Annotated in this window: 12 protein-coding genes and 1 pseudogene; 10 read left to right on the top strand and 3 right to left on the bottom strand. The window is 63.5% G+C overall.

Annotated features, from left to right (window positions below):
* Positions 1-23 precede the first annotated feature (23 nt).
* Positions 24-1238, bottom strand: coding sequence for an aminotransferase class V-fold PLP-dependent enzyme (locus C486_RS08805; protein ID WP_014864650.1), 1215 nt, complete (start codon positions 1236-1238; stop codon positions 24-26).
* Positions 1239-1350: 112 nt separating this feature from the next.
* Between C486_RS08805 and C486_RS08800 the strand changes: the two genes are divergently transcribed.
* Both C486_RS08800 and C486_RS08795 read left to right on the top strand, forming a co-directional pair.
* A complete protein-coding gene (locus C486_RS08800; RefSeq protein WP_008455286.1) occupies positions 1351-2112 on the top strand; it encodes an IclR family transcriptional regulator in 762 nt (253 codons plus the stop codon).
* Positions 2113-2191: 79 nt separating this feature from the next.
* Positions 2192-2890: a PIG-L deacetylase family protein gene (locus tag C486_RS08795; RefSeq protein WP_008455285.1), complete on the top strand. Its 699-nt coding sequence runs from the start codon at positions 2192-2194 to the stop codon at positions 2888-2890.
* Between the two features lie 345 nt (positions 2891-3235).
* Here C486_RS08795 and dgoD read toward each other — a convergent pair whose 3' ends face one another.
* The gene (dgoD, locus tag C486_RS08790; RefSeq protein WP_049910324.1) at positions 3236-4387 is read right to left on the bottom strand and encodes a galactonate dehydratase; all 1152 of its coding nucleotides are present in this window, start codon (positions 4385-4387) and stop codon (positions 3236-3238) included.
* A 275-nt stretch (positions 4388-4662) separates the two neighbouring features.
* Between dgoD and C486_RS08785 the strand changes: the two genes are divergently transcribed.
* From C486_RS08785 to C486_RS08775, 3 genes are read left to right on the top strand one after another with little or no spacing between them, the layout of a single operon-like run.
* Positions 4663-5970, top strand: coding sequence for an ABC transporter substrate-binding protein (locus C486_RS08785; protein WP_008455283.1), 1308 nt, complete (start codon positions 4663-4665; stop codon positions 5968-5970).
* Between the two features lie 51 nt (positions 5971-6021).
* On the top strand, positions 6022-7008 hold the full coding sequence (locus tag C486_RS08780) for a carbohydrate ABC transporter permease (protein WP_008455282.1): 987 nt from the start codon (positions 6022-6024) through the stop codon (positions 7006-7008).
* A complete protein-coding gene (locus C486_RS08775) occupies positions 7005-7880 on the top strand; it encodes a carbohydrate ABC transporter permease (RefSeq protein WP_008455280.1) in 876 nt (291 codons plus the stop codon). The genes C486_RS08780 and C486_RS08775 overlap by 4 nt, the downstream gene beginning before the upstream one ends.
* A 73-nt stretch (positions 7881-7953) precedes the next feature.
* Here the strand turns inward: C486_RS08775 and nagZ are convergent, their stop codons facing one another.
* Positions 7954-9531: a beta-N-acetylhexosaminidase gene (nagZ, locus tag C486_RS08770; RefSeq protein WP_008455278.1), complete on the bottom strand. Its 1578-nt coding sequence runs from the start codon at positions 9529-9531 to the stop codon at positions 7954-7956.
* Between the two features lie 126 nt (positions 9532-9657).
* Here nagZ and C486_RS08765 point away from each other — a divergent pair, with 126 nt between their 5' ends.
* The 5 genes and pseudogenes from C486_RS08765 to C486_RS08745 all read left to right on the top strand — a co-directional run.
* Positions 9658-10824, top strand: a complete 1167-nt coding sequence (locus tag C486_RS08765) for an ABC transporter ATP-binding protein (protein ID WP_008455276.1) — start codon at positions 9658-9660, stop codon at positions 10822-10824.
* A gap of 361 nt (positions 10825-11185) precedes the next feature.
* On the top strand, positions 11186-12988 hold the full coding sequence (locus C486_RS08760; protein ID WP_008455274.1) for a glycosyl hydrolase family 18 protein: 1803 nt from the start codon (positions 11186-11188) through the stop codon (positions 12986-12988).
* A 91-nt stretch (positions 12989-13079) separates the two neighbouring features.
* Positions 13080-14816, top strand: coding sequence for a glycosyl hydrolase family 18 protein (locus C486_RS08755; RefSeq protein WP_008455272.1), 1737 nt, complete (start codon positions 13080-13082; stop codon positions 14814-14816).
* Between the two features lie 9 nt (positions 14817-14825).
* On the top strand, positions 14826-16196 hold the full coding sequence (locus tag C486_RS08750) for a PKD domain-containing protein (RefSeq protein WP_008455271.1): 1371 nt from the start codon (positions 14826-14828) through the stop codon (positions 16194-16196).
* Positions 16197-16467: 271 nt separating this feature from the next.
* Positions 16468-16867 (top strand): annotated as a pseudogene (locus tag C486_RS08745) (S8 family serine peptidase); the annotation flags it as partial.

The following is a 16867-nucleotide window of genomic DNA, read 5'->3' as shown; positions in this document are numbered from 1 at the left end:
TGTTTCGGTCACGAGTATCATAGTTACTGGGTCGCGGTCAGGGACGACCGGATGCGAGCGATCACGTGGTCCAGTTCGGCCTCCGTAAGACACATCGGGTTGATCGTGACGACGTCTTCGTCGAGGCGGTCCGCCCCGACGAACACTCGCGGCGATTCCGTCCGGAGCGTTCGAACGAGGTGCGTCGCGGAGCACGCCGCCGCGGTCGTATCGACGTGGATCACGACTTCCGGGGCGACCGAAACGCCGTCGTCATCGAGAGTCAGGTCGATTCCCTCGACGGACTCGAGCGCGGCCGTAATGCGCTCCGCCTCACGCCGCCATCGGTTCCGGGCGGCGTCGTGATCGGCTTCGAGGAACGACTCGAGGGCGACGAGAAGACCGACGAGCTCCTCCTTGCCGACTTTCAGCGGCCGACCGATCCCCTGTCGCGGGACGCCGTCGAGACGCTCGCCGTCGACGAGCGATGCCGGCGGTTGCCAGACCTCGTCGGCAGCGTGCATGTCGAGCTGTTGGAGCGCGATCGATTCGATGAGATCGCTCCGACCGGCGACGATACCGGTCGTCTGCGGGCCGCGAATCGCCTTCCCACCGCTGAAGACCACGATATCCGCCCCCTGTTCGATGAACCGCGAGAGGTTCTCCGTCGGCGGCAGCTCCGCGGCTGCGTCGACGATAACCGGCACGTCGTGTGTGGACGCGATTTCCGTGACCGTCGAAAGGGCGGGCTCGGTGTACGGTTTCTGGACGTAGCCGATCGCCGCCGTCCGCTCGGAGATGGCGGCTTCGATTTCCCAGGGCTCGACCGCGGTCGACCCGGTCCCGAGGACGCGATCGTTCGTACCGACATCGACGATCGTTGCCCCGGCTGTCCGGAACGCGTGATCGTAGCCGGTTCTGTGTGTCCGGGGCATGATGATCTCGTCCGGAATGCCGTCGGTGTCCGGTAACCGGTCCATCGTTTCGGGATCGTCGCCCGCCAGGGCCGCAGCCGCGGCGAGAAGCAGTCCAGCATCCGCACCGCAGGTAACGTAGCCGGCCTCCGCTCCCGTCGCGTCGGCGATCACCTCGCTCGCTTTCGCCTGGAGATCGGAGAGTTTGACGAACTCGGTCGCTGCTCGTCCCATCGCCTCGACGGCTTCCGGCCGGATCCGGCTGCCACCGATCCGTGTTTTCGTTCCGGCGGCGTTGACTACACGTGGCACTCCTAGCTCGTCGTATACGGTCTGGTCACTCATCTATCGCGTTCAATTAGTTCAATTACTTCATATAAGTAATTTACGTTGATCATTAGTTTCGTACGTTTCGAACACGGAAACGACTATATGGAGTCGAGACTAACCGATACCTATGCGGACTGATACCACGATCGACGCCACCGTTCGGTCGGTAACGATCCTCGAGATCGTTGCCGACTCGCCGGAGCCGATCGGTGTGACGGCCATCGCTGATCGGACGGAGCTCACCAAGAGCACCGTTTCCAAGCATCTGTCGACGTTACACGAACTCGGGTACGTCGACCGCTCCGACGGACGCTATCTGCCGTCCGTACAGTTCCTCGACTACGGGGTTCGTGCCGGGTCCCTAACGGAGTTGCGCCACGCAGCCGCCGGTCCGGTGGACGAACTCGCCGAGATGACGAACGAAGTGGCCGGGCTCGCTATCGAACACGACGGGCGGGTCGTCGACGTCTATCTCTCCACGACCCACGCCGAGCACGGGTTCCCGGCGTACAACACGCGATTCCGTCACTGTAGTGCCGCCGGAAAGGCGATCCTCGCCGAGCAGTCGGCTGACGCGCTCGAGGCGCTGCTCGAGGAGCGGCGGCCGGCGCGGACCGAGTACACGATTACGGGCGACGCCGAGTTACGCGCCGAATTGGATCGGATCCGCGATCGCGGAGTCGCGTTCGATCGACAGGAACAGTTTTCGCGCGTAAACAGCGTTGCCGTCGGTCTCTCGACCGACTCGCTGACCGGCGCGATCTTCGTCTCGGGCTGGGCCGACGAACTCTCCGGCAAGCGATTCGAGGAAAACGTCCCCGGGATTCTCTTCAGTGCGAGCCGATTACTGCGGTCGAACCTCGCCGCCGAGCCGACTGCCGAGCAGTAGCGACGACGACACCCGATTTAACCCGCGTCCGATCGAGCCGGAATTATTATGGCGCTTCCATTCGTCAGTCGACACGTCCATGAAGCTATTAGCCATCGTTGCGCATCCGGACGATGCCGACATCTTTTGCGGTGGGACGCTCGCGAAACACGCCGACCGAGGCGACACGGTTACGATCGCCCACCTTACCAGCGGCGAGTACGGCGCACTCGATTCGGCGACCGATATCGCCGCCGTCCGCGAGGACGAGGCGCGTCGGTCGGGCGAGACGCTCGGTGCCGCCGAAGTCGAGTTCCTCGGGTTCGAAGACGGCCGCATCGAATACTCCCTTGAGAACCGACTCTCGATCGTCGAGACGATTCGAACGTTCGCGCCGGATGTCATCCTCACGCACTATCGGGACGATATGCACCCGGATCACCGAGTCACGTCGCGACTGGTCACCGACGCCTACTACATGGCGTCGTTGCCCCTCGTCGAGACGCCGTCCGACCCCTGTGATCCGGAGAACGTCTACTACTTCGGGAAACCGACATCCGAATTCGAGCCGTCGGTCTACGTCGATATTACCGGCTACGAGGACGTCAAGGCCGACGCGATCAGACAACACGAGTCCCAGGTGGAGTTCCTCCAGTCCCACGGCGGTATCGATGCGGAGTTCGACAACCTCGTGGACGGCGTCGCCGCCGAAAACACCGTCCTCGGGAACCAAACCGGCGTCGACAGCGCCGAGGGGTTCCGCCCGTTCCACGAGACTACGCGCGCTTATCTGGAGTGAGGCGACTCGAGTGACCGACAGCGAGACCGGGGCCGCCGCTCGAGTGCCGGTCGGCGGTGCATCGGGCTGTCGACGAACGACGACTGTGACTTCGGGGTAGCCGATTCGAGCCACTCGTCTCGCGGCCCCTGCGGTCCGTCTCGCCCGACGCGGGTCCGTCCCGGTTCGTTTCGCGGTGCGAAACAAGTGCTGCTACCCGTCGATACGGGCCTCTCACAGCGGCGGATCACTGAGGAATTACATCCATATGCTCGTAATTCCCGGGAGGTCGCTACCGGGGCGATCATCCCGACAGTCCCGGATCAGTCACCGGCTGTTTCCGACAGCGAAACAAGACCGGTCGGGTCACCACTCGGTGATGCTCCCGTCGGCCTGCCGCCACACCTGATTGTGCCAGTGTAAGTTCTGCTGGGACCGCTCCCGGACGGCGTCCTCGTCGATCTCGATACCCAACCCGGGGCCGTCGAGCAGATCGAGATAGCCGTCGGTGAACTCGAAGACGGAGGCGTCGTCGAGGTAGTCGTCGGCCGCGCTCTTCGGGGCGGGATAGATATCGAATCCGTGATCCTGAAATAAGAGGTTCGGAACGGTCGCGCTCACTTGCAACGAGGCCGCAAGCGCGATCGGTCCGAGCGGACAGTTCGGAGCCACTGCCACGTCGTGTGCCTCGGCCATGTTCGCGATCCGAACCATCTCGGAGATGCCGCCGGCATGGGAGACGTCCGGCTGCACGACATCGATCCCTCCCCGTTCGAACAGCGGTTTGAAATCCCACCGCGAATAGAGCCGCTCGCCCGTCGCCAGCGGAACCGTCGTCTGCGATGCGAGCGTGGGCAAATGCTCGAGGTTCTCCGGCAACACCGGTTCCTCGATGAACGTGACGCCGAACGGCTCGAGTTTCGGCGCGATGCGTTTCGCCAGCGACTTGGAGATTCGCCCCCGGAAATCGACGACGATGTCGACGTGTTGACCGACAGTCTCACGAACGTGTTCGACACGCGAAACGACCTCGGCCACCGCAGCCGGTGGCTCGAGGTGTCGCATCTGGTTCGCCGCATCCATCTTTAACGCGGTGTAGCCGACGTCGCACAACTGCTCGGCTTCGGCACCGATTTCCTCCACTCGGTCGCCACCGATCCACTGATAGACCCGAATTCTGTCACGTGACTTCCCGCCCAGGAGTTCGTATACCGGGGCTCCGAACGTTCGCCCTTTGAGATCCCACAGCGCCTGATCGATGCCCGCGATGGCGCTCATCAATACGGGCCCACCGCGATAGAAACTGCCCCGATACATCGCTTGCCAGTGGTCTTCGATCCGGTGTGGGTCCGTTCCGAGGAGGTAGCTGTCCATGATTTCGTCGACGGCGGTTCGGACGGTCTTCGCTCGCCCTTCCACGATCGGTTCGCCCCACCCGATCGATCCGTCGGCCGTCTCGAGTTTCAGGAAAAGCCATCGGGGCGGCACTTGGAACAGTTCGTAGTCGACCAGTTTCATACGTTCCGTTCGAATCGGCCAGTAATAAACGTTCGACTCGTCCGCCGACCGTGACGGGCACCGAACTGGGTGACGGCGCGCCGATCGTGCGGTCGCCGTCGGGAGGTGGGGTGCCTGCGCGCCGTTTTGCACGGCGAACTGACGGATCGGCCGGCGATCAGCCGTGATCGGTCCTTTCGACACCGGTTGCTCTCGGTACGACGCCCCAGCACAACTACAGGCAACAGTAAGCTATATATACAATTAGCATGAATATTAGTTCGGGTACGAATGAGATGAACGACCGCTCCCGACGCAAGCTACTGCAGTCTGCTGGCGCAACGACGACACTCGGACTCGCGGGGTGTCTGGACGGGTTCACCGGCTCCGGTGGTGCCGGAGATGCGGTCCGGGCACGCTATATCGGTCAGGAATCCCAGTCGGACTGGCTCGAGGAGCAGTCCGATGCTTTCGAAGCGGAGACCGGAATCGAAGTCGAACACGAGTTCCTGACGTGGGCCGACGTGCCGGATTCGCAGGTGACTGATATTCAGTCCGGCGTCGGGCCGGACGTCGACCACATCGCGTCGACGTTCCTGCCACAACAGGCAAACGCCGGTGGCTGGGTCGATCTCTCGGAGTTGGACGCGTCGCTCCCCGATCAGAACGCGTTTTTCGATCAGGTCACCGACATCATGGACTACCAGGGGAAGATTCACGGCATCCCGTGGTTCTGGGGACCGCGTGGCTATCTCGAGTACGACCCGCTCATCGAGCAAGCGGGGATCGATGGCCAGCCCGACGACTGGGACGACCTCGTCACCCAGGGGCAGGCGTTCCGCGAGGCGTTTCCGGACAAACACCTCTATGCGATGATGGGCGTCAGTTGGGAACTCCCGCGTGCGTTCATCACGTTTCTCTGGCAAAACGGCGGTCGGGTAGCGGACGAGGACACGAACGAGATCCAGTTCAATTCCGACGCCGGCGTCGAGGCCTTGAACTTCTGGAAGGATCTCATTCTCGAGGAGGGCGTCATGCCGACCCAGATCGCCGAGTGGGGGGTCGACGAGTTCGACGGGGCGTTGATCAACGAGGACGTCAGTGCGATCATGCAGGATTTGAGTCCCGTCGATCAGTTCGTCGAACAGGGTGGGGCGGATCGGAGCGACTTTACGATCGGCCGACTCCCGGCCGGGCCGTCCGGCGACCGATCGACGTTCTTCGGCATGGAGGGACTCGGTATTCGGCCGTGGTCGGACAAACAGGAAGAGGCCGCCGCGTGGATTTCGTGGCTCTCACGGCCGGACGCCAACGCGACGTTCGCCGATCGGATCGGGCTCTTGCCGACGGTCGAGGCGTCGTTCGACCACGCCGCGTTCGACGACGAACTCAGTCAGACGCTCCACGACGACGTGCTCCCCGACGCGCGCCATTATCCGATGATCCCCGGACTGAGCGAAGTCGAGGGCGAACTCGCCAATACGATCGGGACGTGGCTCGAGGAGGTCGTCACGGACGAGTGGGAGGACGGACGCTCCGCGGAACTCCTCGATGAGGCTGCCGGCGTCGCACAGGATCTCGTCGACCAGGCACAACAGGGTTGATACCCGCAGGTCGGGAGACGGAATAATCACGCTTTACAAACCTACGACACTATGGCACGCGTTTTCACCCGGTTACACGAACGAGTGAGCGACGGGGGGCTCGGACGGTATCTCCCGTTGTACAGTCGACTCGACGAGAAGCATCAATACGCATACAAACTCCTGTTTCCCGCGCTGGCGATGATGTTCGTCGTTCACTTCATCCCCGTCGTGTGGGGAGCGACGATCAGCGTCATGGGGGTCAACTCGAATTACATCGCCGATTGGACGAGTGCACCGTTCGTCGGCCTCGAGCACTACGCCTTCGTGATGGATCCCACGACGACCATCGGCAGTCGGTACTGGTACTCGATCTCGCGGACCGTGCTCTGGTCGGTCGGCGTGCTTGTCGGGACCTACGTGTTGGGACTGACGGCGGCACTGATCCTCAATCAGGGGTTCAAGGGATCGTTCCTCGTTCGAACGCTGTTGTTGCTGCCGTGGATCGCACCGGCGATCGTGACGTTGAACGTCTGGCGAATGATGTTCCTCTCGGAATCCGGCATCATCAACCACGCGCTCATGTCCGTCGGACTCCTCGACGAGCCCGTGTTCTGGTTACTCGGCGATCGGGCACTGTGGTCGATGACCATCGCACACGTCTGGCTGCAGTTCCCCTGGGTGATGATCATGCTCTATGCCGGCCTCCAGTCCATTCCCCAGCAACTCTACGAGGCCGCTGCGATCGACGGGGCCGGCCGCTGGGGCAAGTTTCGGTACGTGACGTTGCCACAGCTCAAACCCGTTTCCGGGGTGGTCGTCCTGCTCATGTTGCTCTGGACGATGATCGACTTTACGACGCCGTACGTGATGTTCGGCGGGAGTCCACCGTCGTCGGTCGAGGTGACGATGGTGTACATCTATAACTTCTCGTTCAGGGCGTTCGCGTTCGGCCGCGGGGCCGCAATGAGCGTCGGACTGTTCGTCGTCGCGATGGTGCTCGCGACGATCTACTACCGTCGATTCATTCGAAGCGATTTCGAGGAGGACGACCAATGATGCCCGACGAGTGGGCGCTCTCCGAAGCGACCACGGACCGACTGTTCGCGCTCGCTTCCAAGGGGCTCTTGCTGACGATCCTGATCTGGGCGCTGTTCCCCATTTACTGGATGGTGTTCAACAGCCTCCGAACCCGGTTCGAGATCGTCGGTGGCGATCCGAGCTTCACCGAGATATCGTTTCACTATCAGAACTACATCGACATGTGGTCTCGCGTCGATCTGATCGAGTACTTCATGAACAGCCTCATCATCGCGAGCGTGACGACGGCCATCGCGCTCTGTATCGCCTGTCTCGGCGGGTACGCGTTCTCACGATATCGGTTCCCGGGCCGGCGATACGTCGGTGCATCGCTCATCGGGACGCAGCTGATCCCCGGAATCCTGATCCTGTTGCCGATGTTCATGCTGTTCCGGACGTTCCACGACACCGTCGGGCTCCAGCTTATCAACACCTATCAGGGGATCATCTTCGTCTACACCACGTTCGCCGTCCCGTTCGCGATCTGGATGCTTCGGGGCTTTTTCGACACGATCCCCGCCTCGCTCGAGGAGGCGGCCCGCGTCGACGGCTGTACCCGGTTTCAGGCGTTGGTCCGGATCGTCTTACCCCTTGCAGCGCCGGGCATCGCCGCGACGGGGATGTTCGTGTTCCTGGTCGCGTTCAACGAGGTGTTGTTCGCGTCGGTCATGGCGAGGGGCGACGTGACGCCGCTCTCGATCGGGATCCAGCAGTTCATGGAACGCGACCAGAACTACTGGGGCGAGATGATGGCCGCATCGACGGTCGCGACGGTCCCGATTCTGCTGCTGTTCGTGCTGTTCCAGAAGCCGATCGTCAAGGGGCTGACGGAAGGCGGCGTGAAACAGTAGCCGGTCGCCACCGATCCACCGACGATTCCGTCGCGTCCGGTTCCGCCCACGCCGTCGACGGACTCGGTTCCCGTCAGTCCGCGAATTCGGGGACGGTGACCGGCAGCCGACCGGTCGCCGTCGCCTCGCCGAGCAGGACCTCGCAGAGCGCAGTGCGCGTCGCCCGCGTATAATCGTACGTCGACACCGCGGTCGAGACATCGGGAACTGCCGACAGGTCGTAGGGGTTGCGAACGACGACCGCCGCGAACCGTCGTCTGCGGTCGTCGAGCGTCCGGACCACGGCCGCCCGCGAGTCGTCGGCCATCGCGCCGTCGACGGTGGCGATCACCTGTGTCCCAGCGTCGAACGACGGCAGCTCGGTCCGGTCGGCGACCTCGTGGCAGGTGACATCGAACCCGGCGGCCGCGAGCGAGTCGGCGAGCAGCGTCGGCTCGAAGTCGTCGTCCTCCGCCGGCGACGTCCGACCCCCCGACGACCCGACCAGCTGAAGCGGCCGCTCGGTCGTCAACGGGAGCGTGTCGTCTCGGTCCCGGACGAGCGTGATCCCGCGGGCGGCGATCGTCCTGCCGACCTCGCGGGACCGGTCGGCCGTCTCCTCCCAGCGCGCGGCTGACGGCGGACTCGAGGCGCTCAGCCGGCGGCGTTTGAACCGAAGAATCCGCTCGACGGCCGCGTCGATCGTCGCTTCGTCGAGCCGACCCGATTCGACCGCGTCGATCACGGCGTCGATCGCATCCGCCTGCGTTTCGGGCGTGTGACAGACGAGCAGTAGATCACAGCCCACCTCGAGCGCCCGGACGCAGCCTTCCGCCGTGCCGACCGTCTCCGCGAGAGCACGCATTTCCATCCCGTCGGTCACGATGAGCCCGTCGAAGCCGAGTTCGTCGCGGAGCAGTCGCCGTTGGACGGCAGGCGACACCGTCGCCGGGGTCGACGGGGAGTCCGCGATCGCCGGGAACGACACGTGTGTCGTCATAATCGCGTCGATACCGGCATCGATCGCGCGCCGGAACGGCGCGAACTCCACGGCCTCGAGTCGCTCGCGGTCGTGTTCGACGACCGGCAGTTCGTGATGGGAGTCGGCACTCGTGTCGCCGTGGCCCGGGAAGTGTTTCCCGCAGGCGATGACCCCGTTGGATTGCATCCCCATCGCCAGTTCGGCCCCGAGGTCGCCCACCAGGTCGGGGTCCTCGCCGAACGAGCGGACGCCGATCACCGGATTCCGTGGGTTGTTGTTGACGTCGAGTACCGGAGCCAGATTGACGTTGATACCGAGGGCTGCCAGTTCGGCGGCGACGGCCTCGCCGCCGGCACGCGCGAGGTCGGGGTCGGCGCTTGCACCGAGACACATCTGACTCGGCAGTGCCGTCCCCCAGCCGAGGCGAGAGACCACCCCGCCTTCCTGGTCGGCCATCACGAACGGCGGGGTCCCAGTCTCTTCGAGTATCAGTCGCCGTAGGCGGTCGGTTAGCGTCGCGACCTGGTCGGGGGTCTCGATATTCCGACTGAAGTAGACGACGTTGCCACACTGTCGGTCGGTGATCAACGTTCGAAGGTCGTCGGTCGGGGCCGTCCCGTCGAACCCGACGACGAACAGTTGGCCGACTTTCGTCGCGAGAGTCAACTCGCGTCCGTCTGCTGTCAGCATCGTCAGTCAGTTAGTCGGTCCCGTATGTAGTTCTACTGTCGCGATCGGCGTTAGTTCTAGCGTGTCGTGCGTAGAACTATCGACTGCAGGTAAGTATATATGCCTCGCCGATAGCATTCGTAACGAATGGGCCGGATTGACATAGATGGTCTGACCAAAGAGTACCGTACGCCGAACGGACCGATCCAAGCCGTCGAGTCGCTCGATCTCCAACTCGAGGACGGCGAGTTCGTCGTCTTCGTGGGGCCGTCCGGCTGTGGCAAGTCGACGACGCTCCGCTGTATCGCCGGCCTCGAGACCGTCACGAGCGGCTCGATCCGGTTCGACGAAACCGCCGTAACGGACGAAAAGCCAAAAGACAGGGATATCGCGATGGTGTTCCAGAACTACGCGCTCTATCCGCATATGACCGCCCGGGAGAACATCGCGTTCGGGCTGAAGATGTCGACGGATCTCTCGGCCGCCGAGATCGACGACCAGGTCGAAACCGCCGCTGAAATGATGGATATCGTCGACCTCCTCGACGACAAACCCGGCGAACTCTCCGGCGGACAACAACAGCGAGTCGCGCTCGGGCGGGCGATCGTCCGCGATCCGGAACTCTTCTTGATGGACGAACCGCTCTCGAACCTCGACGCGAAACTGCGTGCACAGATGCGGACGGAACTCCAGCAACTGCAAACGGAGTTGGGCGTGACGACGGTGTACGTCACGCACGATCAGACGGAGGCGATGACGATGGGCGATCGGATCGTCATCCTCAACGACGGCCGGTTACAACAGGTTGGAACCCCGCTCGAGTGCTATCACCGGCCGGCGAACCAGTTCGTCGCGGGATTCATCGGCTCCCCACCGATGAACTTCCTCGAAGTCGACGCCGATCTCGAGGACGGCACGCTCGACCATCCGGTCTTTACGCTGCCGCTGTCGGACTCGCTGGTCGACGAACTCGACAGTACCGATCTCGTGGTCGGTATCAGACCGGAGCACGTGTCGCTTACCGACTCCCCCGGGACCCACCCGGAACCGAACCGGCTGATCGAGACGGACGTGACCGTCACCGAACCGATGGGGGACGTCACGAACGTCTATCTGGACGTCGGTGGCGAGACGATTACGGTTACCGTCGACGGCCACGTCGGCGTCGATCCCGGCGGGCAACTCCATATGCACGTGCCAGCGTCGAAGATGCACCTCTTCGACGCGGAATCCGGGCGGGCCATCAAGCACAGCGAGGCACCGATCGACTCGAGTTCGCTCCCCGAAGCCGACAGCCACGTCGAGACGGCGTAGCCGCCGGTACTAGCGGGGAGACGTGTGGCCACCGGGGCGGGGCCAGCCCGTTCGATGAACTTTTACTACAAGAGTAATAACACGATTTCAAACGAGTGCGTCGTTTACGGATCGCTCACGGGGAGCGACGGTCGAAACGATACAACGCGTCCACCGGTGCGGTGATTCGACCGGTCGTAGTCCCCACCGGGCCCGTGATCGGTCCGACTCTGGAAACTATATATAAATATAAAATGTGAATGGGCGAATATTATCTCTAGTATTAAGATATTATTTTATATGCCGAGTAAAGAATACTAGTCGGGTCGCGACGGATCGCGACCGACTGCAGCGTCCGACGACCACATCGAAATCCAAACCAATGAAACGAACACGACGAACCGTACTCAAGAACGCGACGAAACTGTCCGCGTTGCTGGCGAGCATCGGTGCGAGCACGGCAGCGGCGGCACAAGAACATCCCGAATGGGACCCCGAGACCGTCTACACGAGCGGCGATCGGGTCGTTTACGACGGCTACGTCTGGGAGGCCCAGTGGTGGACACGGGGCGACGAACCCGGGGCCGACGAGTGGGGCCCGTGGGACCAGATCGAGGAAAACGACGGGGACAACGGGGACGGCGGCGAGAGCGGACCAACCGCGCAGTTCTCCGTCAGCACGCAGTTCCCCGATCCGGGCGCCGAAGTCACGTTCGACGCCAGCGATTCGGAGGGGAAAATCGAGTCCTACGAGTGGGCGTTCGGCGACGGCACGACCGCGTCAGGGGAAACCGTCACCCGTGCGTTCGACACGGGACAGTACGACGTGACGCTGACGGTCGAAACCGCCGACGGGAAGACCGACACGCACACGATCACGATTACCGCCGGCCGCCCGTCCGCACACGAGAACCGGGTCATCGCGTACTACCGGCAGTGGGCCCAGTACGACCGGGACTACGTCCCGGGCGACATCCCCTTCGACAAGGTCACACATGTCCAGTACGCGTTCGCCCGGCCCGAGGCGGACGGCTCCATCAACCTCGTGGGCGACAGCTACGGGCAACAGATGTTCTATGCCGAGAAGGACTGGCAAGGGCCGGACCGCGGCAAGACGTTCGCGGGATACGCCGCCGAACGGGACGACACCAAGTTCGTCCTCTCGATCGGCGGCTGGGGCGACTCGGAGAACTTCTCCGACGCTGCGCTCACCCAGGAAAAGCGAGAGCGCTTCGCCAGCAACTGCGTCGATCTCGTCGAGAAAGCGAACCTCGACGGGATCGATATCGATTGGGAGTTCCCCGGCGGCGGCGGCTGTACCGCGGACGATCCCGTCTGTGACGTCGACAACGCCGTCCGCGAAGGCGACCAGGAACGCTTTACGCTCCTGTGTCGGGAAGTCCGCGAGCAACTCGACGCGGCCGCGGAGGCCGATCCCGAGCGCGACGAGCCCTACGAGCTCTCCGCCGCCGTCAGCCCCAACCCCGAAATCGTCGAGGGGAAGACCGCGGGCAACGACGGCCTCGAGCACGACGAACTCTCGGACATCCTCGATTTCGCCCAGGTGATGACCTTCGATTATCGGGGCATCTGGAGCGAAACGACCGGCCATCACGCGCCGCTGAAGGAGAACCCCGACGACCCGTACGCGGACTCGGACATCTGGAACGCTCAGTCCGCCCTCGAGTACTGGGCCGAGCAGGGCTGGGACCCCGGCCAGCTCAACATGGCGGTCCCGTTCTATGGACGAAGCTGGACCGATGTCCAGCCGCCAGAGGGTGACTTCGGCACCGGGGCGGACGACGGTCTCTTCCAGAAGTACAAGGGCGACGGTCGCGACGCCAGCGGCGAGGGATCGTACCCGAGCTGGGACCCGTCAATGGGGACCAGCTATGCGGGCGTTTGGGAGTGGTTCGACCTCGGCTCCGACGGCCGGGGCGGGAGCAACCCGGTCGATCTCGACGGCCCCGGTTGGGAGACGTACTTCGACGAGGACGCGGTCGCCGCCTGGAGCTGGAACGACGAGAAGCGGCTGATGATCTCCCACGAAACCGAGCAGTCGATGGAAGCGAAGATGGACTGGCTCAGGGACTCACCCTACGGCGGGACGATGCTGTGGGCCATCAGCGGCGACACCTACGAGGGCGATCTCATCACGACGCTCTGGACGACGCTCAACGGCTAACCGACGGTTGCGGGCCCGCGCCGGCGACGGTCGGGGAGCCGCTCGAGCAGCAGCAGCACCGACGATCAAACGACACGCATACCCACAACCGATGAAACGATCACGACGAAACGTACTGAGCACCGCATCGAAAATATCCGCCCTGCTGGCCGGCCTCGGAGCGGGGTCGGTGGCGACGGCCCAGGAGTATCCGGAGTGGGACCCGGACACCGCCTACACGGACGGTGACCGCGTCGTCCACGACGGTGCCGTCTGGGAGGCGAACTGGTGGACCCGCGGCGACGAGCCGGGCGACGGCGGCGAATGGGGGCCGTGGGACGAGGTCGACTCGTCCGGGCCCGAGCCGCCGGCCCTGTCCGCACGCATTACCGCAAGCGCGTCCCGCATCGAGATCGGCGAGACCGTCGAGTTCGATGGGGGCGAGTCGACGGGTACGATCGACGCCTACGCGTGGGCGTTCGGCGACGGGACCGAAGCCACCGGCGAGGTTGTCACGCACACGTTCGACGAGACGGGCGACTACACCGTCGAGCTGACCGTCACCGATGCCGACGGCAAAACCGACACCGCTCGTCTGGACGTCACCGTCCAGGACGAGGTCGAGGGGCCGGACGACGAGTTCAAAGTCGTCGGCTACTACCCGGGCTGGAAGGCAAACGCTGAGCAGGACTACTACCCGAGCGACGTTCCCTTCGACAAGGTGACCGACATGCTGTACGCGTTCATCGCAGTCGACGAGAACGGGAACGTCTTCCCGCCGAAAAACGACGAGACGGAGTTCGACGTGCCGCGCCAGACACACGAGGAAAACCTCGAGCAGTTCGCCGAGTTGGCGGACGAGGCCGACTGTCGGTTCCACCTCTCGATCGGGGGCTGGACGCTCTCGGACAACTTCCACGTCGTTGCGGCCGATCCCGACCTGCGGACGACCTTTGCAGAGAACTGCGTCGAGTTAATGCGGCAGTACAACTTCGACGGGATCGACATCGACTGGGAACATCCCGGTCCCCAACAGGGGCAGTGCCAGTGTGGCAACGACGACGACTACGAGAACCACGTCCTGTTGCTCGAGGAACTGCGCACACACCTCGATCAGGCGGGTGAGGAGGACGGCCAGCACTACTACCTGTCGGTCGCCAACGGCGGCTCCGACTGGAACGCCGGTGGGCTTCGCCACGATCGGATCGGCGAGATCTGTGACTCGGTGTACGTCATGGCCTACGACTTCACCGGCAAGTGGATGACCACGATCGGTCTGAACGCGCCGCTGTACGGTCCCGACACGCATCCGACGAACGACCGCGATGTCTACCCCGACGGCGAACAGTACTGGGCGGAGTACTCCATCGACAAGCTGTGGGCCGGCGATCACGGCGAGGAGGGCTACTGGCCGAACCAGTGGCAGTATCCGCCCGCCGATCCCGCCGAGTACGGCGAACTCGTACTCGGAATGCCGTTCTACGGCCGCGGCTTTACCGTCGGCGAGTGGCAGTCGCCCGAACTCGGCTCGCGGTACTCGGGACTGCCCGAGGGAACCTGGCACCACCTCCTCGAGGACGGCGCGGACCCGACCGGCTCGTTCGACTTCGGCGATATCGAGGAGAACCTACGGGACGAATCCGAGTGGGAAGTCGACCGTCACGACATGGGTGAAGTCCCGTACCTCGTCAACGACGACGAGGGAATCTTCATCAGTTACGACGACGAGCAGGCCATCGAGGCGAAAGTCGAGTTCGCCAAGGAACGCGGCATGGGTGGCGTGATGTTCTGGGAGCTCTCTCAGGACTGGAACGAAACGCTGCTGGATACGATTCTCCGGACGATCTAACCGCCGACAATGAAACGATCACGACGAAACGTACTGCGTACTGCATCGACACTGTCCGCCATCGTCGCGGGCGTTGGGGTCGGCACCGCTGCGGCCACACAGGAGTATCCCGAGTGGGAGCCCGACGCGGTGTACACGAGCGGCGACCGCGTCGTCCACGACGGCTCCGTCTGGGAGGCGAACTGGTGGACCCGCGGCAACGAACCGGGCGAAGGCGGCGAGTGGGGGCCGTGGGACGAGATCGAATCGTACGATCCCGGTCCGACTGCGTCGATCGCCGTCAGCGACGCCACCCCCGATCCGGGTGCGGACGTTCAGTTCGACGGCACCGACTCGGACGGCGAGATTGCCTCCTACGCCTGGGACCTCGGCGACGGAACGACCGCCGAAGGCGGCGTCGTGACACACGCCTACGACGACGACGGCGAGTACGAGGTGACGCTGACCGTCGAGACCGCCGACGGTGACTCGGATTCGACCACGACGACGATCCACGTCGGCGGCCGGGACGGGATCACCGTCGACGGCGCGTTCGCGCCGTACCAGGGCACCTGGGGCGATCTCGTCGACGGGACGCTCTCGGCCGACACCGATCGCGTCGTCGTCTCGTTCCTCGGCGATGCGACCGCCGACGGCGACATCAATCCCGGATGGCTGACGGGCTGTAATCAGGGCTCGTGCGATCAACAGCCCCTCTCGAGGTACGACTCCGAGATTCAGACGCTGCAGGACGAGGGTATCGAAGTGTGGCTCTCGATCGGTGGCTGGGAAGGCCGCACCGTCGCCCGCGATGCGGAGTCGGCGACGGAACTGAAAGACGCCTACGCGGACCTCCTCGATACGTTCGGGAGCACGCACATCGACATCGACGACGAGAACGCCCATCGGCGCGACCAGCCCGTCTACGAACTGCGCAACGAAGCCCTCGCGCTGTTACAGGACGAGCGCCCCGAGGTCACGGTGGGCTATACCGTCCCGGCGGACGAGAACGGGATCGCGAACTCGAGCCACGCACAGGCGCGAACGTGGGTCCGCGACGCCGTTGAGAAAGGCGTCGACCTCACGTACGTCAACATTATGACGATGGTGATGGGCCCGACGACGTACGACAAGATCGTGTCGGCATGTGAAGGCACCGTCGCGTTCCTCGACGAGACGTATCCCGACAAGTCGACGGCGGAGTGCTGGGCGATGCTCGGGAACACGCCGGACATCGGCGAGCAGTCGATCACGCCCGATGTCGCCCGTGACATCGTCGATTTCGCGGCGGACCGCGGAATGGGACTGGTGTCCTACTGGGCGCTGTACAACGATCCCGACGGAACGTTCTCGAAGATCTACAGCGACTTCGAGAGCGGATCGACCGCTCACTCCGACTGAATCGAGCCACACACCGATCGCACAGCAGCCGGCGCTCGGGTGTGCAGTGACGCAGCGGCTCCCGTCGTCCCGCTCGAGTCGCGATCAGCGGCCAACGTGGCCGTCAGCGTCGCGGCCGAGCAGCCGAGAGACCGGAGCGCCGTCCTCGAGCGGTCGGCGTTCGTTGACTGGGTCTATCGCCCACAATTTTCTTCAAATTATGTAAATTAGTACTGGTATACCATCTATTAATAAAATATAAGTGCAAAAGGTAATTATATCCAGTTGCAGAATGACAAATAACAACGGCCGAGACAGTCCCGGAAGACGGGACGTCCTTCGGAGTCTCGGAGCGATCGGCAGTATCACAGCGCTCGGCGGTCTGACGGCCGCACAGCCCGGACGCGATCCGGGACCGAAACCGAACGAATTGCTGGTCAGTACGGCACCGACGACGAGTACGGTCTCCGTACAGCGCACCGTCACGAATCAACTTCCCGCGGACGCAAGCATCGTCCACCGAAACGAGACGCTCGGCTACTTCGCCGTCGAGGTTCCCGAGGCGGCAAGCGCCCAGTCGGGGTCGTCCGTCGCTCGAAGCCTCGAGCGAACCGACGGCGTCGACTTCGTCGAGGAGAACGGGACCTATTACGCGTTCGACCCGGTGGAGACGGAACAGCGCACCCCCGACG

The organism is Natrinema gari JCM 14663, from assembly GCF_000337175.1.
Classification (GTDB): Archaea; Halobacteriota; Halobacteria; order Halobacteriales; family Natrialbaceae; genus Natrinema; species Natrinema gari.
This window is presented reverse-complemented; position numbering and strand designations above follow the sequence as displayed.